Source organism: Pseudoalteromonas luteoviolacea S2607, from assembly GCF_001625575.1.
GTDB classification, from domain to species: Bacteria; Pseudomonadota; Gammaproteobacteria; order Enterobacterales; family Alteromonadaceae; genus Pseudoalteromonas; species Pseudoalteromonas luteoviolacea_E.
The window spans coordinates 60,022-78,973 of the sequence record NZ_AUXV01000001.1 but is presented as its reverse complement, the minus strand read 5'-3'; the positions used below and the strand labels follow the sequence as shown (position 1 = coordinate 78,973).

Annotated in this window: 24 protein-coding genes; 20 read left to right on the top strand and 4 right to left on the bottom strand. The window is 39.1% G+C overall.

Annotated elements, in window-relative coordinates:
* Window positions 1-39 precede the first annotated feature (39 nt).
* From N480_RS00345 to N480_RS00320, 6 genes are all read left to right on the top strand, one after another.
* Window positions 40-807, top strand: coding sequence for a hypothetical protein (locus N480_RS00345; protein ID WP_063370559.1), 768 nt, complete (start codon window positions 40-42; stop codon window positions 805-807).
* A 106-nt stretch (window positions 808-913) separates the two neighbouring features.
* On the top strand, window positions 914-1,288 hold the full coding sequence (locus tag N480_RS00340) for a hypothetical protein (RefSeq protein WP_063370558.1): 375 nt from the start codon (window positions 914-916) through the stop codon (window positions 1,286-1,288).
* 122 nt (window positions 1,289-1,410) lie between these two features.
* A complete protein-coding gene (locus N480_RS00335; protein WP_063370557.1) occupies window positions 1,411-1,767 on the top strand; it encodes a hypothetical protein in 357 nt (118 codons plus the stop codon).
* A gap of 94 nt (window positions 1,768-1,861) precedes the next feature.
* Complete coding sequence (locus tag N480_RS00330; RefSeq protein ID WP_063370556.1) at window positions 1,862-2,425, top strand: hypothetical protein; 564 nt, start codon at window positions 1,862-1,864, stop codon at window positions 2,423-2,425.
* Window positions 2,426-2,440: 15 nt separating this feature from the next.
* Window positions 2,441-2,869: a hypothetical protein gene (locus tag N480_RS00325; protein WP_063370555.1), complete on the top strand. Its 429-nt coding sequence runs from the start codon at window positions 2,441-2,443 to the stop codon at window positions 2,867-2,869.
* 45 nt (window positions 2,870-2,914) lie between these two features.
* Complete coding sequence (locus N480_RS00320) at window positions 2,915-3,133, top strand: hypothetical protein (RefSeq protein ID WP_063370554.1); 219 nt, start codon at window positions 2,915-2,917, stop codon at window positions 3,131-3,133.
* Here N480_RS00320 and N480_RS00315 read toward each other — a convergent pair.
* A complete protein-coding gene (locus tag N480_RS00315; protein WP_063370553.1) occupies window positions 3,130-3,492 on the bottom strand; it encodes a phage integrase N-terminal SAM-like domain-containing protein in 363 nt (120 codons plus the stop codon). The genes N480_RS00320 and N480_RS00315 overlap by 4 nt on opposite strands.
* A 313-nt stretch (window positions 3,493-3,805) precedes the next feature.
* Here N480_RS00315 and N480_RS00310 point away from each other — a divergent pair, with 313 nt between their 5' ends.
* The 14 genes from N480_RS00310 (at window position 3,806) to N480_RS24895 (ending at window position 14,738) form a co-directional block, all read left to right on the top strand.
* Complete coding sequence (locus N480_RS00310; RefSeq protein ID WP_063370552.1) at window positions 3,806-4,825, top strand: hypothetical protein; 1,020 nt, start codon at window positions 3,806-3,808, stop codon at window positions 4,823-4,825.
* 128 nt (window positions 4,826-4,953) lie between these two features.
* On the top strand, window positions 4,954-5,211 hold the full coding sequence (locus N480_RS00305) for a hypothetical protein (protein WP_063370551.1): 258 nt from the start codon (window positions 4,954-4,956) through the stop codon (window positions 5,209-5,211).
* A 112-nt stretch (window positions 5,212-5,323) separates the two neighbouring features.
* Complete coding sequence (locus N480_RS00300; protein WP_155732723.1) at window positions 5,324-5,656, top strand: hypothetical protein; 333 nt, start codon at window positions 5,324-5,326, stop codon at window positions 5,654-5,656.
* Window positions 5,657-5,774: 118 nt separating this feature from the next.
* Window positions 5,775-6,254, top strand: coding sequence for a DUF1203 domain-containing protein (locus N480_RS00295; protein ID WP_063370549.1), 480 nt, complete (start codon window positions 5,775-5,777; stop codon window positions 6,252-6,254).
* A gap of 904 nt (window positions 6,255-7,158) precedes the next feature.
* Window positions 7,159-7,575: a VOC family protein gene (locus tag N480_RS00285; protein WP_063370547.1), complete on the top strand. Its 417-nt coding sequence runs from the start codon at window positions 7,159-7,161 to the stop codon at window positions 7,573-7,575.
* A gap of 289 nt (window positions 7,576-7,864) precedes the next feature.
* Window positions 7,865-8,104: a hypothetical protein gene (locus tag N480_RS00280; RefSeq protein WP_155732722.1), complete on the top strand. Its 240-nt coding sequence runs from the start codon at window positions 7,865-7,867 to the stop codon at window positions 8,102-8,104.
* Window positions 8,105-8,159: 55 nt separating this feature from the next.
* A complete protein-coding gene (locus tag N480_RS00275; RefSeq protein WP_063370545.1) occupies window positions 8,160-8,498 on the top strand; it encodes a DUF6404 family protein in 339 nt (112 codons plus the stop codon).
* A 77-nt stretch (window positions 8,499-8,575) separates the two neighbouring features.
* Complete coding sequence (locus N480_RS00270) at window positions 8,576-8,839, top strand: hypothetical protein (RefSeq protein WP_155732721.1); 264 nt, start codon at window positions 8,576-8,578, stop codon at window positions 8,837-8,839.
* 342 nt (window positions 8,840-9,181) lie between these two features.
* Window positions 9,182-9,502, top strand: a complete 321-nt coding sequence (locus N480_RS00265) for a DUF7677 family protein (RefSeq protein ID WP_063370543.1) — start codon at window positions 9,182-9,184, stop codon at window positions 9,500-9,502.
* A 99-nt stretch (window positions 9,503-9,601) separates the two neighbouring features.
* Window positions 9,602-10,078 (top strand): N-acetyltransferase, encoded by a 477-nt coding sequence (locus tag N480_RS00260; protein ID WP_231102198.1) that lies wholly within the window; start codon window positions 9,602-9,604, stop codon window positions 10,076-10,078.
* A 531-nt stretch (window positions 10,079-10,609) separates the two neighbouring features.
* On the top strand, window positions 10,610-11,308 hold the full coding sequence (locus N480_RS00255) for a hypothetical protein (protein ID WP_063370542.1): 699 nt from the start codon (window positions 10,610-10,612) through the stop codon (window positions 11,306-11,308).
* A 723-nt stretch (window positions 11,309-12,031) separates the two neighbouring features.
* Window positions 12,032-12,187, top strand: a complete 156-nt coding sequence (locus tag N480_RS25165) for a hypothetical protein (RefSeq protein WP_155732720.1) — start codon at window positions 12,032-12,034, stop codon at window positions 12,185-12,187.
* Between the two features lie 4 nt (window positions 12,188-12,191).
* Window positions 12,192-13,103 (top strand): helix-turn-helix domain-containing protein, encoded by a 912-nt coding sequence (locus N480_RS00245; RefSeq protein ID WP_063370541.1) that lies wholly within the window; start codon window positions 12,192-12,194, stop codon window positions 13,101-13,103.
* 129 nt (window positions 13,104-13,232) lie between these two features.
* Window positions 13,233-14,738 (top strand): alpha/beta fold hydrolase, encoded by a 1,506-nt coding sequence (locus tag N480_RS24895; protein ID WP_081231697.1) that lies wholly within the window; start codon window positions 13,233-13,235, stop codon window positions 14,736-14,738.
* A 44-nt stretch (window positions 14,739-14,782) separates the two neighbouring features.
* Here N480_RS24895 and N480_RS00235 read toward each other — a convergent pair whose 3' ends face one another.
* The 3 genes from N480_RS00235 to N480_RS00225 form a co-directional block, all read right to left on the bottom strand.
* Complete coding sequence (locus N480_RS00235) at window positions 14,783-15,946, bottom strand: DUF1624 domain-containing protein (protein WP_063370540.1); 1,164 nt, start codon at window positions 15,944-15,946, stop codon at window positions 14,783-14,785.
* A 36-nt stretch (window positions 15,947-15,982) separates the two neighbouring features.
* On the bottom strand, window positions 15,983-18,085 hold the full coding sequence (locus tag N480_RS00230; protein ID WP_231102197.1) for a TonB-dependent siderophore receptor: 2,103 nt from the start codon (window positions 18,083-18,085) through the stop codon (window positions 15,983-15,985).
* 208 nt (window positions 18,086-18,293) lie between these two features.
* Window positions 18,294-18,893: a short chain dehydrogenase gene (locus tag N480_RS00225; RefSeq protein WP_063370538.1), complete on the bottom strand. Its 600-nt coding sequence runs from the start codon at window positions 18,891-18,893 to the stop codon at window positions 18,294-18,296.
* Window positions 18,894-18,952: the final 59 nt, after the last annotated feature.

Sequence of the window (18,952 nt, the reverse complement as noted above, 5' to 3'; positions counted from 1 at the left end):
AACCAAGCATCTAGCAGGTTAGGCTCAAAATGGAGTTTTATGAAAAGTATAATATTTTCTCTAGCTTTAGTTTTTTTAAGCTCGGGTTATTCAATGGCAAAAAATGTTGATCATGTTGGTGGTTATCGTGTTTTTGTAACTAGTGGTTTAGATTCAAGTGGACTTCCAGTCGATAAAATTGACACAATAAAATTGGACCATGAACATTTTTATGTCTATTCAGAGTGGAATTTACCTGCCGGAAAATATCGATACAGCTGTGTTATATATGATGGAAAACGAAATATAGTTAATTCGCAGCATAATACATATGAATCAGATGGGGGTAACTTGTCTTTTTGGTGCTCCCATTACCTTGATAAAAGTGTAAATAAGGCAGGTGATTGGTATGCGGAAATGGGAATAGAAGGCTATGGTACTGCGGAAGTTTATTTTAATGTTCAAGAAGATGATATTAGAAGTGTTTTAGCTGGGAAATGGGATTGGGCTTCACAAAAAAATAAGTGTGCGCCAGAGCATTCTATAACAATCACCTTCAATGACACCGGTAGTAAAATGTACCACAGTTCTCAATCAGGTTTGAAGTTAACTACAAGTGAAGAGACTTACGATAGAATTGTTTATTCTATTCTTGCCGAGGGTGATAAGTTTCTTAGAACAATAGTTATTAATGAAACACAAAAAACGGAAGAAGGTGAAATGTTCCTATGGGACTTAATTCTAAAAGATGACAATTCATTTTGCTGGAAGCAGTCAGAATGGCCTGAAGGGCATTGCACTGAGAAGTTGGTAAGATGTGAAAATTAAGCCTAACAATCTGTTTAATAAGATAAATGTAACTTCTTCACTTTTTGCTTCGCAGGCAAAAATCAACTCAGATAAGTTTGCCTATTAACAGGGCGTTATGTGAATTATGGATAGTCGAGCATTTACAAAATTAACCGAGTTTTTAGAAAAAGTACCAGCGGTCACTGGTGAAATAGCACATGGCTCAGAAGAGAGCGAAAGTTGGTGGGTTAAATTCACCATTGATACAACTCATCATTTAGCGTGGAATACAATCCAAGAATTAGGCCATGTCCTAAATTATTTATTATTAGATGAGAGGCTTCCAACATCTTTTTACCCTGTGTCGCCACCACCATACATGAATGGAGGCCCTGAAGAGTTCTTATCTTGGGTAATAGAATGTGAAAATATGGATTTTAGGCCAGGAACTTGTGCTGAATGGTTAGAGGGTAGAATGCCACGACCCGTCGATGAAATTTCAGAATGGGAAATCGAGTAAATTCACATAACAAACTGTTTAAAAGCGGACAAAACTCAGTTGGCTGGTTTCACGTCCCTTTACATTTTAGCCAACGATTACTTAGCCGTTTAACGCGGCGTTATGCACCTAAGGTACTATCGATGAGCAGTCTAGATAAATTTGGTAAATTAATAGCAGAAGATTTACGAGATTCTGCGCTAAATCGTTGCTTAGATATCGAAACTGGTACGATCAAGTCCGAAGATTGTCTAGAGCTTACGAAAGGGTTGTCGCAATTTACTGAGTCACAATTACAAATAATAAATCGCCTAGTGACTAAGTGCATTGATACCGGTATCCACGATTTTTTATTTGCAGTTGAAGAAGCACAGTGTGAGTTAGCTATTTTGGTAAATGGTGATAATATCGCTAAAAAATCAGATTGTTTACAAGGTGAGTTATTCACTGAAGATGGTTGGTACGAAAGGTTTAGTGAACACAAAGAAACCGGTATATAAGCAGTCATTTATTTAAACGGACGTGTAACAGTTGGCTCGCGACCGTACCTCTGTATCTCGCCACTTAATGAGACGTTAGTTGTTAAAGGATTGTATGGCTGTAATTCGAGAGTCTAAACCCTCAACCAAAACAAAGTTTCTATTTTCCTTGTTCTTAATGGTTCAGTTTGGAGCTATTATTGGTGTTTTTTCTAATCAGTTCATAAGCAGTGAAATGGTTCAAACAATAGCTATATTTATTTCGTTTTTTTTGACGGCTTTTCTGTGTATTTTAACTTTAAAGTCGATAAATACTGGGCGTATTTATTTTGGCTATCTGAAAATTCATCAAAGATTGGTGATCTATTTTTTATTACCAATACTAATGTTTGTTGAGCTTTGGATTAGTTTCGCTATAAGTTTTCCTAAATTAGCTAATTTTTTAATTGGCTCAAATGTGTATGTTGAGGATGTTGTTGTAAAAAAGAAAATGACCCGAAGCGGTCCATGCAAATTTTATTTAGCACTTGAGTCTATCAAGGCATATAACTTTGATTATTGTATAACTGAGGAGTACTACAATACCTTATCAGCAAACCCTTATGATGCCATTGTAGTAACAACAACTTCATTTCTCGGTATTTATGTATCGGATATTAAATTAATCGGAGAGCAGTAACGGCTAACAAACGCATTGCAAAAGTTTGGCACAAATGCATTCATAATAATTTGCGCTATTGGTGGTGCGATAATTGGAAAGTGGGCTGTAAGTGGCATCTTTTCAAAACCCGATGATTACACAGAAATTTTAATTGAAACAGCTAATACCATCAATGTTAACCTGCCTATGGTTGTGGACAATGATACACATCTTGTTTCAACGGTTGGTTTCAATAAAACTTTTACATATAAATATAAACTAATTAACTACGAAGTAGCGGATATGGATTTTCCAAAATTCCAAGAAAATATGAAACCTAATTTAGTGAATGCGGTTTGTACAAGTGAGTCTATGTCTGAATTTATAAAAATGGCAATTGTTGTTAAGTACAGTTACATGGATATGAACCACAAAGAAATAGCTAGATTCCCGATAGATACAACAGAGTGTGAAAAAATATAACAAGGCCGTACATTCCGGCGTTAAATGTCTTAAATAGGATTAACCATGGAACTAGAAAACCTGTTATCTAAACTAGAACAGATACAAGATGATGGAGCTTTTGTGTTTATAAAATGGGATGGAGAACGGTCTCAAAAAAAGAAAACGGTACTTATTGAAAAGCCGGGTGCCGATTTCTTCTTTCGAAGAGATACAGACGATTTATTTAGTACAATTAGAGACGGCATTAATGAATATAATGCATTTTTTTGCACGAGCATTTAACAAGCAAAGGCAGCATCGCCCAGCGGTCTGGGCGCGCTAACGCGTGCTGCTTTGGGCGTAAACCTATGAAAATAATTGCTAAGAATGGAACACTGGCAACATAGAAGCAGCAAATGCTGATGAGGGAAATGTGTAAGCAATGTTGCGATTTCTTGCTCTGTGAGCACAACAGGTAGCTTTTGGTAGCGACCACTGTTATTAATCTTAAACTCTAAACTCAGCGGCCGCTTAATAATCTCTTTGTACATGTATAAAAGTGCATTGAGCGGCTGCGCTTGTGTGATTGCAGTCAGGTTTTGTTGATTAGCTAGGTGACTTAAATATTGCCCTACAGCCTCTTCGCCAAGTGCTTTTGGCATACCTTTGTGTATACATATGCGCTTAGGTCATAGATAAAAATAGCGATTTATTATCAAATTATATTTGGATTATTTATATCAGTATATGTGCAGTGAGTGTGATTTGCCAATTAGCATTGTTATGCGGCATTTGACGTACTTTTATCAATTGTGAGTTGGTGACATCTATTCAAGTTATTGTTATGGTTGGACATAATAAAACGTATACATGGGTAGTCGTTGTGATGCGGCAGATAAATCTGCTGTGGTTATGCTACTTTTGTCGTAGAGTAATATTTTAGTTTCCCTTAGAGCTTCGAGTTAAATTAATATTATGTATAAATATCTTGCTATTCTTTGTGTTTCCTTATTTACGGTTGATGCTTATGCAGAGAGTGATTGCTTAAATCAATTGAAAGGCACTAATGTCAAAAGTATTGTGGATACTTGTTTTACATTCGAAAAAGGTAATACAGATATGGCAATATTATTTGGAACAAACTTTAGTCATGAATTTGGAACTAAAGACAAACCGTCAAGTGAAGCTATCTATTTGAAAAAGTTAGCTGATAATGGAAATCCACAAGCCCAATTTGTTTGGGGGAAATTTGTATTAGGCCTTGCCTACAATAAAGAATCGAATTTGGAAATGCAAAAAGAAGCTGAATATTGGATAGATAAATCAGCAAATAATGGTTACCCTTTAGCGATGTTTTCTATTGTTAACTCTTATGTAAACTCGAGCGCATTGAAAAGTGAAGAAGAAAAGATGCAGGCAATCGCTTTAGCTGAGTTGTTACATGATAATGGTTTTCCAAAGGCGAAAGAGTTATTAAATAAAATTAAAGGTAACAATAGTAAAGATGATTTTATTCTTACTATTAATAAACTATATCAAAATCATGAAAAGTTAAGTGAGCAGCAAGTTCTAGATTTGGCTAGTGTTTTTTCCAGAGGGAGATACTATTACTCGCAGCATAGCTCTTTAAATCTAGGGGTAAAAAATTCCAAATTAAGTAAAGATTTTGAAAGAAGTACTTTGTTGTTAAAGCATTTAGTTAAAGTGCATAAGACCCCTGAAGCAGGCTACCAATTAGGTAAATTATTAGAAGAAAAGAATTCTGGTGAGTCTGTTAAATATTATTTATGGGCAGCAAAAAATGAACACTCAGAAGCTGCTGGTTGGATAGGTGAGTTTTATTTTTGTACTGGTGAAAAGGAAACAGGAATGAATTGGTTAAACAAGGCGAAAACACTAGGCTACGAGTATGCTGAAGACGCTCTAGGCGAGATAGAGGATCTCGGAGAGCCTACAACTTGTCAACCTTCATGGAATAGCTGGGCTAATAGATGAAAAGTCAGATTACAAGGCAACTAATAAAGTCTTAAAGTTGGATTCGTAATAGTTGGCTCGGTTCCTCTACGCTTTACATTTTAGCCAACAATTACTCACCATTTAAGGCGGCGTTATGTGTAAATCGTATGAAATCAGTTAGAGATATAGTCGGCCTACTTTCTGGGGATCATTCTTCAGGCTTAGTACAACGATGCAAAGAGTCTTGGGAAATCCCGATTCCTGAATTAACGGACTTAATGGTTGCAACTTATATTAATCAAAATATAGCTAGGTCAGAAATGATAGAAGAGGCAGAAAAGAGGATTGAAGCTGGTCAAGACGATGATACATTGATGTATGACGAGCAATTAATGGAAGCTGTAAATCGAGCTACAAACACATAACAAACCGCTTAAACCGACGCTAAGCACTGCTGTTGCGTAGTGATTCACTTCGCACATTTTATCACAAGGCAACCTCTGCATTTGTCTCGGGTTAGCGGAGCGTTATAAGCCAATGTCAGCGATAGAGTATATGTCTCAAAGTAATGAGTGGTTTTATTTAAAAAACGATATAGCAAAGTTTATGGTTCCCAGATTGGATGACTATATCGAGAAGTTCGCCCTAGAAGGTGTCGCTATACCAACATGGTTGTTAGGCAAACCAATTAGCACGGATGTGGCGGGACTATCGGATCAGGAAATCGAATTGTTACGTGAAGAGTGGCTAGGCGTATTAAAAGCAATACAGCTTGCTTTTCAGAATGTGCTTGAAGGTAACTCCAAAAGCCCAACGGTACAAAGCGGTTTGGATCTGTTTGCTAAGTATTATATTCACTTATGGGATTAATGACTTATTATAAAGTTGCCAAATCGGACACAAAACAGCAGGCTGTGCCCGCTGCGCTCTCAATTTTAGCTTGCTATTTTGTACCGTTTACAAGGGTGTTAGTTATTTAAGGTGTCAAATGAAGTATAAAGTAGTACCTATAAGATCGGATTTCTTAGATAAAGTTAGAAATTTCGGTATAGATGATCAAAATCAACCTGTAGAGATAATGGAAGCAAAAGGTGGAGAGCCATGTCGAGATGTACTTCGTGGTGCTAAGGTTGGTGAAAAATTAATATTGGCCAGTTATTGTCCTTTCACAAAAACAGGCCCGTATAAAGAATATGGTCCAATTTTCGTGTTGGCAAACTCGGAGAGTGAGGAATTTGATAGTAACAAACTGCCATTGCCAAATGGATCTGAAACTGATTATTTAGGTCATACATTTGTGCTAAAAGCTTACTGTGTTAATGAGCGTATATTAGACGCAAAATTGACGTCACCTGAGCAAGCAGAATCAGATCTTGAAGAGTTTTTAAGCAATGAAAAGGTAAGCTTTGTAATTGCAAGATATGCTGCTTACGGTTGTTACAGTTTCAGAGTGGAGCGTACGGCATAGCTAACAATCTAATTATTAGGGATATTTTTACACTGTAATGCTTGCTCAGTTCCGATTTGCTACACAGTTTAGCAAGCATTTCTTTGCCGTTTAACGCGATGTTAGTTGTTAGAGAGTAAGTAAAGTCAATAACCATTAAACCATCAAAGCTTCTTGTTTATCTTTTGTCTTTCATGTTTATGTTTGCAACATGTACTATTGCATATTTTGCCCACGTCGCTTTCTTGTTGGAGTACTATCTATTAGCCATTTTTTTATTTGTAGTTTCAATAATACCCAGTTATATATTATACATGCTTAAAAACTCCTTTTTTCAGCCTTTAGTCGCATGTAAAAGCGGATTAAAGCATCCGACTTTTCAAACATATAAATATAAAGGTTTTATACCCTGGAATGATATTTCAGATATAGATTGTGGGAAACTCGCTAGTAATTATATAGTTATTAATTTAAAGCGCGATAAAGCTAGTGAGAGAAGTTTAAAGCACAGTCTATTCACCGGCTTTTCAAATTCCTATTTACAGCTTAATGTAAGTGTTTTTTATGAGTCATCTTTTGATATTGCAAAAAAGCTTAATGATGCTAAATTTGGGCGAATTTAATTAAATGTCGCAACAAATAAGGTGCTCAATTGAACAAACAAAAATTGCCCATTAGCTAAGCGTTATATTTTACGAAGCGTTTGGCTGTCACGTTATTAACGTAATGGAAAGCGAAAAGAGCCTCAGTTTACTTACTCCATTGGTATCAGCCAAAAGCAAGAGAAAGCTGATTTAATAATGGTTGGCTTAAATATTCAATTTTAGAAAATTACAAAGACCGAATGCTAGCTCGTGAATCATTTGCAACAGGTAAGTTCTATACCGGTTTTTTAGGTGATTTCGATTCTTCAATAAGGAACACTATGAAACAGAATATTGTCCATATAGCCTTGGTTGTAAAAGACTACGATGAAGCAATAGATTTTTACGTAAACAAACTCAAATTTGAGCTTATCGAAGATACCTACCAACCTGAGCAAGATAAACGTTGGGTGATTGTCGCCCCGCCTAACTCTCATGGTGTTACTCTATTGCTTGCTAAAGCATCTAAACCAGAGCAGCATGACTTTATTGGAAACCAAGCTGGTGGCCGAGTATTTTTGTTCCTAAATACCGACGATTTCTGGCGGGACTTTGAACGTATGAAATCTATTGGTATTAATTTCGTTCGAGAGCCAGCAGAGCAAGACTATGGAACGGTAGCTGTGTTTGAAGACCTGTATGGAAACTTGTGGGATTTGCTTCAATTAAACTCAGACCATCCAATGGCGAAAAGGTAACATAACAGTAAAGTTCAGCATATTCGCAACGCTTGGCACATGCGACTTGAGTCAGATTAAGTGTTGACAGCAAAATGGTTTAGGTTAAGTGGTTGTGTTGTTAACTACTCGTGTGGCAACTGAATTTCAAAGAATTGAGATGCATTTAGAACACAAAACCTGAGAGAGTTACTGTCAATTATCTGAGGCAGTGTTTTCAGTTCCTAAAGCTCGTTACTCAAGTGTCTTTGCATGTGAAGTTACGCATGAACAAGAGAGTGGTGATACGACTTTAAATGAGCAGACAACTGTGAGCCATACTCATATAAATATTAATAACTTAGCTTATAACGATAAAACAGAAACAGATGCGGTTGATAATTTGGAAAAGCTTAATAAATCTTCAGGGAACTGGTCAAATGTAGCAAATGTGGCTTCTACAGTTATGCAACTTTCTGGTTTAAAAATAAAACAAAGCATTTCACTGAGATCCCCAATGTGTGGCATTTTTATTCCATCGTTGGGTTGTGTGTTTTCGGTGGCCAAGTGAAATTTGTGTTAGCGTTGCTTATAACTTAGTACAGCGTTAGCTATAGGGAGTATATATGTCATATTCAATAAAGCTTGAAGCGGCACTAAGAGAGCTTGAGGAAGCAAAAATTAATAAAATTAACGTAATGCCGCCACCATATAGACTACTAAGGAAGCTTGGGGTTGAAATTGTGCCTTTTCATTACAATAGTTTTCTGTCGAATTTTGCGATCGCTTCCACTTGGTATATACCCATCTCGTTTGCGTTAGCATTTTGGCATTTAGAAGACATTTCAATCGCTAAAGTTTTTGCTTTTGGTTTGTTTAGTGGTTTGATGTTGGGGCTATGTACAGCAACTTATTATTGTAATAGTGCCAAAAAGCATAAATTAAGCGCTTGGGATAAACTGTAGCTAACAAACGCTTAAATCAAGGGGCACAAAACTGCAGGCTTGCGCTCCTTCGTCGCTACTTACCGCCGTTTATTAAGGTGTTAAATAAAGATCCATCTATTCTTGGGTTAGTGGAGCGTTTAGATAACGAGTTTGGAAAAGATAAATTTGATATCGTAGACCACTGGGAAGGAGATTTTTTTGCTATAGCAAAGCCTGATAATCATGGAATACTTGCTTATATCTCGATGATAAATTGCGCTACTGAAAAATACGATGTTCATTTAGAGCTTCCTGCTAGGGGTTCTGAAGAGGTATATATTGATGCAGGAGTCACAGTAGATATTGGTTTCAAAGATTAGTAAAGGTTATAAATGAGCACTTTGAGAAAAACACTTAACACGAAAGCCAGCAGGGTAACTTGCACGCCACTTCGTTGTGTTTAAGCAGTCTCTGTTTGCTACATTAGAGTTACATGAATAGAATCATTTTTTATCGAAACTTACTGGTATCAATTATATCAATAGATATTGTTATATAGATGAATCTGGGAGATTTTACGAAAGAAAGCAGCGGTGATCCTTACTGTAACTTCCTTTAATCCTCGTTTATTTAAAGGCTTTAAGAATTTTATTGTATGGAATGGCTGCGGCTAACAAGGCCGTATACGGCAAGCGTTATAACACTCTCGAGTATAGTGAATTATGAAAGTAAGCAATGACTTCAGCGGTGCGCTGCGTACGTTTGCATATTATATGACAAGCGGTACACACTATATGTTAAAAGATATTGAATACTTGGATTTGTATGGCAACGAACCTAGTGCAATTGAAATGGCATATGCGATTTTTGCAAACGTGCTAGAAATGGATTCCGATGGCAAAGTTTTGAATTTTAAACATGCTCAACGTAGAGCAACAGACTATATAAGATCATATTGCGATCCTACTTTTGAGGTTTCTCCACCATTTGAGGAGTGGGAAGTGGCGTTGTATGGTCCGCCAGACATTGAAGATAGAGTGTAGCTTGATAACGAGTTAGTCAAAAGGGCGCAAAACAGCAGGCTGTCGCTCCTTCGTCGCTAATTTTATCTTGCTTTTTTCGTAGGTAAAGCGAGGCGTTAAATGGATCAAGATATGAGTAAAATTGAATTCTTGCGTTTTAATCAAGTGAACCCTAGCGAGCTGATGGGCATCGTAAATCAGGATTCCCTCAGAAAACACTTGATTGATCACCCTCATTTTGACGAGACAAGCCTTCAAACGTGGATGGATGAGAAAATAACAACTGATGCCATGCATGGTTGTTGTATTCGTGCGGTTTATATAGGTGGCGTATTAGCAGGTTGGTGTGGAATTCAACCTGATGGCAATGGGTATGAATTAGCGATTGTTATCTCACAAAAATTCTGGGGATTTGGCATATCAATTTTCAAAAGCCTCATGTGCTGGGCTAAAGAGCTAGGGCATAAAGAAATTCGATTCCATTTGCTTGACAGTAGGCCCGAATACAAGGCGTTGAATAAAATGTCCACCAAAGTGCATACAACAGAATTATCAGGTCGGTGTTTTACAACTTACTATGTAACAGTAGGTCAATAGTACCCACAAAAACTTCTAACAAGGCGCAGCTTAGGATGATTTACGCGCTAACAGCCCTAAATTTCCTTAGAGCAAGGTGTTAAATGTCTAAAAGAATATTTTTAAAAGCACATATTATAGAAGAACACATGTTACTGGACCAGTTATGTTCTGTTTCAAGTAAGTTTGGCACTACCCCAGAGAAGTGAGAGCAGATCGTAAAATGTGTGAGTTTGGCTAACCCCTGTGCTGTGATAAAATTTGACTTAGAGTGTCATATGGCGAAGTACTAGAGGCGTGAACGAAGCAAACTTAAAACATGGTGGCAATTTAGAAGTTTAAAAAACTGAATTGGTACCAAATGATTTTGCTACGAAGGGTCAGGTTAGTTAGGCCGCTTTTCAAATTTCAGATCATGTTCTTAGTAAAACATTTAACAAGGCCGTAAAGCCTGAACTCAATTAGTTGGCTGAGTTTCGCTTCGCTACATGATAATAGCCTACTTTTTTCACCGTTTATTAAAATGTTTTAAGCTATCGTTATCTAATAATTATGAGTAAAAAAGTTAAATACTTAATATCCCTTTGTTTTTTAATAGCCGTAACTATAAAGTTTGTCCCGGTACTGTGGGGGATTTACTTAGTTGATAAGTCACAGAAAGATTCTGGTGGGGATGAGGTATTTTCTGGACTTGTTACGGGCGTGCTTAATGAAGCAGCTCACAGCTCTTTAAATCACTTTGATTTGGGTTTTATCTCAATTGGGTTACAAAGTCGCTTTGTGGACGATAAGTTAGATGAATTTAAACCAATCATGTACTCTTTTTCGGCCGAAAATGAAGAGAATATTGTCATTTCGAATAGGTTGCTAGAAGACGTCAATGTTGGTGACTTAGTTTCAAGGTTAAAGTTGGAAAACAAACTTAAAATTGACTTTATTTCCAATGAGTTGGATTTTTTTACAACTTTAATTAATTTAAAGCCAAATCGCATTAGTGTTTTTAGTTCTCTTTCAGAAGTAAACCAAATGTTGGCGCTGTTAAGCTTTAGAAATATCTATATCTACAAGTCTGAAAAAGAGTTTTATTACTTCAAATTAGGTGGCCAACTAGAAGCAATCCAGTTGGTTGAGAGTCCAGAAAATGGTCGAATCTTACTATTCCACAGTAAAGGTTGGTTGGCTGAAATAAACTACGACTCTTTAACACAAACAAGTTTGGCCATTCTACTTTCTAATATTGAAGTAAATTAATACGCTTAAATGACAAAGGACGTAAAACAGCGTACTTGTGTTAACTCTCTGCTGAGTTTAGGCAGCTGTTTTTCGTTATTTATTAAGTGTTATACCTTTTTAGGAAAGCATGAAGAGCCTCAATTTGGATCCACGAAAGTAAATCCTATCAATCAGGTGAGGGTTGTGACGCCATTGAGTATACAAGCTGGAAATCAATCGAAAGGTTAGGTACTTAGCTAGCGGCTCCCAGTGACAACCAATTGTAGCGTCATTTGTGCTGCTGGCGTGAGCAACAATTTTGGCGTAAATCCCGCCTTGCTTAGTTGTGTTTGAGTCAGGCATTATGTTTCACAAGGCTGTAAGTGAATAAAGAGTACACGGAAAATTTAGAAGAAATCGCTACCTTTGGTTTTGATGAAATCGATCCCGATGAAAAAGTAGAAGTTAATTTGAAAGATTTAATGTATGTTTTTTCTACTTTACAGGAATATCAGAGGTTCTTTCATCAGCCACTGCACTATAAAACATGGAGGATATCGAGCGCTTTCTTGGTTCAGTTAATGAGCATGCGGGGTTTAAGCTTCTCCATACATCTATCCACGAAAAGATGAAAGATATGATCCCAGATCACATTGATGAGAAATATGGAGAAGGTGATTTTGATTCTCCTAAATTATCTTTCTATTATGATGAAAATAGATAAACATACAACAACTGCAGACAAAGAGGGCGATTTCCAATGTGCTTCAATTTACCTGTGCTGAGGGCGCCATTTTCATTAAAGTGGGTGAAGGTGCAGTGATTTTTCACCCTGAAACAGGGCTAAAAATGGCGGATTGTGACGAACAGAGCGTTCAATTACAGCAAGCCCGAAAAGAAGACATAAAGAATAGGTAAGAGCATGAGGACATCATCACTTCAATTTTATTGCAATGACAGCCAAAAACGTTCTGATTGTGGTGAGGTGTTGGACATTGAGTTTTCTAATCAAGGGCTTGATTGGCCGGGCATTGTATTAGAAAAGGGCAGTTCACCTCACTTTTATCCGCAAAATGTGTATACGCCGTACTTTTATTTTGCTCTGGCATTGGAAAAAGATCTCAATTGGCAGGTACACACGGATGAAGGGATCACTGCACTGAAAACAGTACCGGGTAATATCTGGATTAACCCACCCACAACGCCGTTTACACACAATATTTCTGAACCTTGTTATTTTGTGATTTTGGCGATTGAAGAAGCGCTCTTTTTGGACAATTGTCCACTCGATTTACAGGGTAAGTCGCTCCAATTCTTGAACAACTATAACGTGCAAGACGATGCCATAAAAAGCATTATGGAGCTGTTTATTCTGGAGGCAAAAAACAAAGGCAGAAATGGTAAGCCATTTATAAATAACTTAGTGTCATTGCTAAGTAATCACTACATCAACAACTACTCGAATTATCAAGATCTAATCAACCAAAAAAAGCAAGCCTCCAAACTGGATACGTATCAAATTGAAAAAGTTGATAAGTTCATCACCGATAATATCAGCAACACCATCACGGTGGATGACTTAGCTGAGCTGGTGGGGTGTAGTAAGTATTACTTCTTGCGTGAGTTTAAAAAGCGGATGGATATTACGCCATATCAATACTTGCTAAATCATCGCTTGCTGCGCGCCAAAGCACTCTTGGCACAGCCGTCTGCACATATCGCTGATATTGCTGAGCAGCTCGGGTTCAATGACCAATCTCATTTCACCCGAATATTTAAAGCCAATATTGGGTGCACGCCGGGCCAATTTATAAAAAATCATTTAACCGGTTAACCTGAGCAATAAAGTACAAAAAATCGAGCAGGATTGTTCAATCTTCTCATTTTATCACTTGATAATCTAAACCCAGTTCAAAGGCAGACCAAACCGTTTGCCTGACGGGTTAAGAGTAGGAGTGACAGTATGAAATCCCCCATAGGCAAACGTAGATCACTGACCATCTGCCTTTTGTCCGCGTTAGCTGGGTTACCTTCAATTGGTATGGTGGCAGAGAGTACAGCTAACCACAGCCAGTTCAAGCGCTTAGAATTGATACAACAACAAGCAGATGTCAAACAAGTGATCGTTGATATGGTAAATGCCATAGACACCAAGCAATGGCAAAAGGCGCAATCTTCATTCGCTAATACCGTATTTGTTGATTACTCAAGCATGTCTGGTCAGGCTGGCAGCAAGGTGGCTGCCACTGAACTCATTTCTGGATGGCGCAATCTGCTCGCTGAGGTTGAGACCCATCATATGCTGAGTAATTTTCAGGTGTCTGTAAAAGGGAAATCAGCGCAAGTTTTCTCTCATGTTTATGCCAGTCATAGTGCACAAGGCATTGAGTATTGGGATATTTATGGACGTTATGTTCACGCCTTAGAAAACGTCAATGGTCGCTGGCAAATCGTAGAGATGACGTTACAAACACATGGTCAAAAGGGCAACTTAAACTTTTTACAAGAGGCAAGTCAAATGAGTCAAACTAAGCAGGTTCAAAGCGATAATACACGAGCGATTAAAAGCATTGAGTTTTTAAGCAATGGTGAAACAATAGTTGGAAACCTGTATTTACCAAAAGACTATGATGCAAGTAAACAGTATCCCGCGGTGATAGTTTCAGGCAGCTGGACCACGGTAAAAGAGCAAATGGCGGGTCTGTATGCAGATAAACTGGCCGAGCAAGGCTTTATTGCGCTTGCTTTTGATTTTAGAAATTTTGGCCAAAGTGAAGGTGAGCCTCGGTTTTACGAAAATCCAACGCAAAAAGTGGCGGATATAAAAAGCGCGGTCACCTATTTACAATCATTGCCTATGATTAACAATGACAAAATTGGTGCGCTTGGTATCTGTGCGGGCGCCATGTACACGCTCATCGCGGCGTCTCAAGATAATAGGATTCAGTCCGTTGTCACTGCGGCATCTTGGTTGCACGATGCTGAGGCCGTTAAATTATTTTACGGCGGTGAAGCGGGGGTGTTTGAAAAAATCACACAAGCGCAGCAGGCCAAAAGGCAATACCAGTTAACCGGAGATGTTGCGTATATTCCAAGTATTTCGACAACTGATACCAGTGCTGCGATGTATGGACCGTACGATTATTACCTCAACCCTGAACGTGGTGCTGTCCCACAGTGGAGTAATGATAAATTTGCGGTCATGTCATGGGAAGATTGGTTAACTATTGATCCTATGCCATCTGCTAAAGAACTTAAAACTCCGACACTGATGATCCACTCTGATGGTGCCGTATTACCAGATTACACAAAGCGTTATTTTGCTGATATCGCCAGTGAGGACAAAAAACTATATTGGATGGAGACTGAGTTGGCGTCGCCTTATCATCAATTTAATTTCTATGATCAAGATGCGGAGGTCAATGAATCAATTGCGCAAGCGAGCAAGTGGTTTAATACTCATCTATAAATGGAAAATGCCACCATCAAGCGATGGTGGCTAATGCGTGTTGCTTAAAAGTACTTCACCCAAGCAGACTGACTTGAATGCTTAAACTGAGAAAACTTTTTACATGGCCAATAAAGTAGCGCTGCAAGCGCAATGGCTGCAAGCCAAACTAACCAAACATTAGGGAACCCCAAGTAAGGGTAGTCGTTAGGGCCAATGACGGTGGTTGTGCCAATGACTTTTGACAGTATAAAGTAGGTAATGAGCAGCACGTATAAATGCAAAATGTAGAAAAACATCGGTACTGAACCAAAGGTTTTTAGCATCGCGCACAGCTTACTTTTTGCAGTTTCTAAATAGGCTAATACAAATGCGCCTATGCCAAGAGTAAAGAGCAAAAACATCAGCGATGGTGGGTATTTGGTAAAGTTCAAAAATGACATCACACTGCGAATAGACTCATCATACATTTGCCAAGGCTGTGACTCGCCATAAATGTTAAAGGCTCTAAGTAGTACCAGTGCAATAAGGCACGCCGTGCCGCCCATGATTAAGGTTTTACGTCGCGTTAATTCATCTACGTTGTGGCTAAATAGCGGTCCTGCTGCGTAGCCCACAGCAATCACGCCTATCCAAGGCAGCACAGGGTATGATGCCCTGATCTTTAATGCCCCTTCGCTGACTAAAAATGCTCTGTCATGCAGGATAGTCCACAGTGTGTAACCCGTTTCATGAGGCGCAAACTCAATAAAACCAAGCGCGTTGTGGCCAAATACAATGGCGAATCCGATGACTGCTATCCAAAGACGGGGCAGGTAGAGGAGCGCGGCTAATGCAATCATGCTCACACCAATGGCCCAAATGACCTGTAAGTAGAGGGTGGTATAGGCTGCAAACCACGAAAAATTAACGAGCGTGATTTCAATTAAAATCAAAAATAAGCCGCGTTTAAGTAAAAAGCTTTGTGCACTGCGTGGTGCTTTATTGGCCGGATGGGCATATAACCACGCAGACAAGCCGGTTAAAAAAACAAAAATAGGTGCACAAAAATGCGCGAGTAACCGTGTGAAAAATAGGTCGGGATCGGTACTATCAATATTCATCGGATCAGCGACGTTTTTATGTAAATAGAACTTTTCGCGCGCATGGTCGACGAGCATGATTAAAATGACCAACCCCCGAAGCATATCGATGGAGTCGATGCGTTTTTTTATAGTTGTCTCATTCATAGTTTAAAAGGCCTGCAGGCAGGCCGTTCCTATTGATTAGAATTGATATTTTAGCGTTGCGCTATACTTTGATGGCTGACCTGGCATCGTCCACATATGAGAATAGGAGTTTGCGTAGTAGCGCTCGTCAAACGCGTTATCTAGCTTCAATTGCAGGCCAAGATCTTGCGTCAGCTCAACGTTGAAAAACAGATTTACCAGTGTGTAAGCTGGTAGGGTATAGTCTGGGTTGATGGTTTCACCTAACCGCGTGCCGACATATTGAACGTGAGCACCAAAGTCGACAGGGTAACCAGCCAGCGCACGGTTGTGGCGCAATATGACATTCGCACTATGTTCAGGAATATTAATCAATTGACTGCCCGCGGGTAACTGCACACCCCAATCGAGGTTTACCATATCGTTGGCTGTTTCGGCTTTGGTATATGCGTAGCTAACAGACAGCTCGGTTTGATTACTTATATCCCAAACTAAGTCGAGTTCGACTCCCTTACTTTGTGCTTTACCAAGCGCCGCAGAGAAGCCTTCGTTGACAGGGTCGACCGTTAGAATGTTTGACTTTTCAGCTTTAAAAAGTGCAGTATTTAAACGCACGGTATCGTTGGCTGTTGTGAACTTTATACCCGTTTCTAGCGATTGACTCTTTTCCGGTTCGAACGTATTACCTTCAAAATCAGCCCCCGCGTTAGGTCTAAACCCTTCTGAATAGCTTGAGTACCAATTCAGCTGTTTATTGATGCGGTACACAACGCCAGCACGAGGATTGAACTCTGTTTGTGACTGTTCGCTGGCCGTTTGTTTAAGCTGATTCGTGACCGTTTGTTCAAACTTATCAAGGCGCGCACCAACAAGTATTTGTAATGCGTCCGTGACATCAATTTGATCTTGCAGATATACGCCCCAAGCTTTTTGCGCTTCGAGGTTGTGAATGGTTGGACTCATTGCAGGCTTTGCTTGTCCATAAACTGGGTTGAAAATATTGATACTGTAGGTTGAATCACCCTTACCCCAAGCTACACGGTAACGCTGTTGTTCAAAATCCAGTTCATAGTCATAAATATCGGCACCAATAAGTACGTTATGATTGTGTTCAAACAGTTGGACATCGCCACTTATTTCTAGTCGTGCCGATAAATCTGTCGCATCATAATCACGATAACGACGTTGTCGATTCAGCGTTTTTCCATCTATGTACAAAAGCTGGCGTCCGGGCGACAGCTCGGTGTCTGATGAAAGTCCGGTTAGTGAAGATGTGCGGTAGCCCAATCCAGCATTGAACATCCAAGTGTCATTCAATTGATGTGAGATTTCAAATTGGTGACCTGTCGCTTCGACTTTAATTGGCCCATCACTGGGCTCGCCTAAAAAGCGCTCGACAGGTAATTCAAGCCCCGGTAAAACAGGAATACCACGATCAAATGGGATCTCCTGATCGACATATTCAAGCTCATAGTTAACCTGTGTCGAGTCAGAGACTTTAAAAGTGAAAGAGGGCGTTAGTGCGAGTTTTTCAGAACTGATGGTGTCTCTGTAACTATTGGCTTTTTCATAGGCGCCATTAATACGAAATGCCACAGAGTCAGTGAGGCCATTGGTGTAATCTGCTTCGACTCGACGCTGGGCAAATTCACCCGCAGTTAGCGCGATATAACCACTTTGTTCAAATTGAGGTTTTTTAGTGATGATATTAACGGTGCCTCCGGGTTCACTGCGACCATAAAGTGCAGAGCCTGGGCCTTTCAAAATCTCAATAGATTGAATATTAGAGGTATCGCGCAAGCCGCTATAGCCTCTACCGGCACTGAATCCGTTAATTAAATAGGCCGATGGCAGATTTTCATCACCTGCAAAGCCTCTGATTGCAAAACTTTCCCAAAGGCCGCCAAAATTATTTTGTCGTGAAATAGCGCTAACCAAGCCTACTGCGTTTTGAAAGTCTTTCACGCCAATATCGTTGAGTAAATCGCTAGAAACGACAGAGACAGATTGCGGTAAATCGTTTATAGAGACATTTCCGCGATAAGGAAGTCGTTTTTCAACGACCTGAATAGTTTCAATTTCTTTATCTTGCTCGGTAGCAAAAACAAAATTAGGGACAAGGAGAGAAGAGATTATAAGAGCTAGATACTGCTTAGACACTAGAATACCGTTTGTTATGTTATAAAGTATCATTATGGTATTGGTAAAGCAGGTACTGCGCAATCATTTAAGTTAAGTTACAGGTAGCGTCGACGAATTAATTATTAATTTTATAAATTGCTGACTGGTAGTCTGTTTTTACAACTTAGTGTAATAGGCCACCGATGTTTTTTATTGGGGCCTATCCTCTGTTGGATCTGTAATTGTATTAGATTTTAGCGGCGATATTTGTTGTGCCACTCTCGCTGTTATCTAGTAAATTAACATAGTATTGTGCAACCTCATTAGCGGGCATACCTGGTTCTGGATCCATACCCATACTGACCATGGTCTCAGAGATCCAACCCGGTGATATTGCATTAAACCTAATACGTTCAACTTCAATGGCGGCGGCTTTTACCGCTGCTTCTACGGCGGCATTGACGGTGGTAACAACACTACTGCCTTTAAAAGGGTGCTGCGCCAATATACCCGAGGTTAAAATGATCACGCCGCCGTCGTTGACAAATTTTTCGCCAAATCTGAGCGTATTAATTTGTCCCATCATCTTGTTGTTGATGGCAAACGTCCAGTCAGTGCTTTGTGCTGTGTGCCAGTCAACAATATTGGCAACACCAGCAGTACAGATAATGGCATCTACCGTGCCGACTTTTTCAAACAGTGCCATCAGTGATTGGGGATCAGACAAATCAAATGCATTTTCAGGGTGACTGAATGACGCTTCGATTACCTCATAGCGCGGTTTTAATGCACCTAGTAAAGCGTTACCTAACAAGCCTGTCGAACCAAGTACGAGTATTTTTTTCATAGTCTCTGCTCTCATGATTTATGAATTGAGCTCATTATTTATGAAATCAGTTGTGCGCA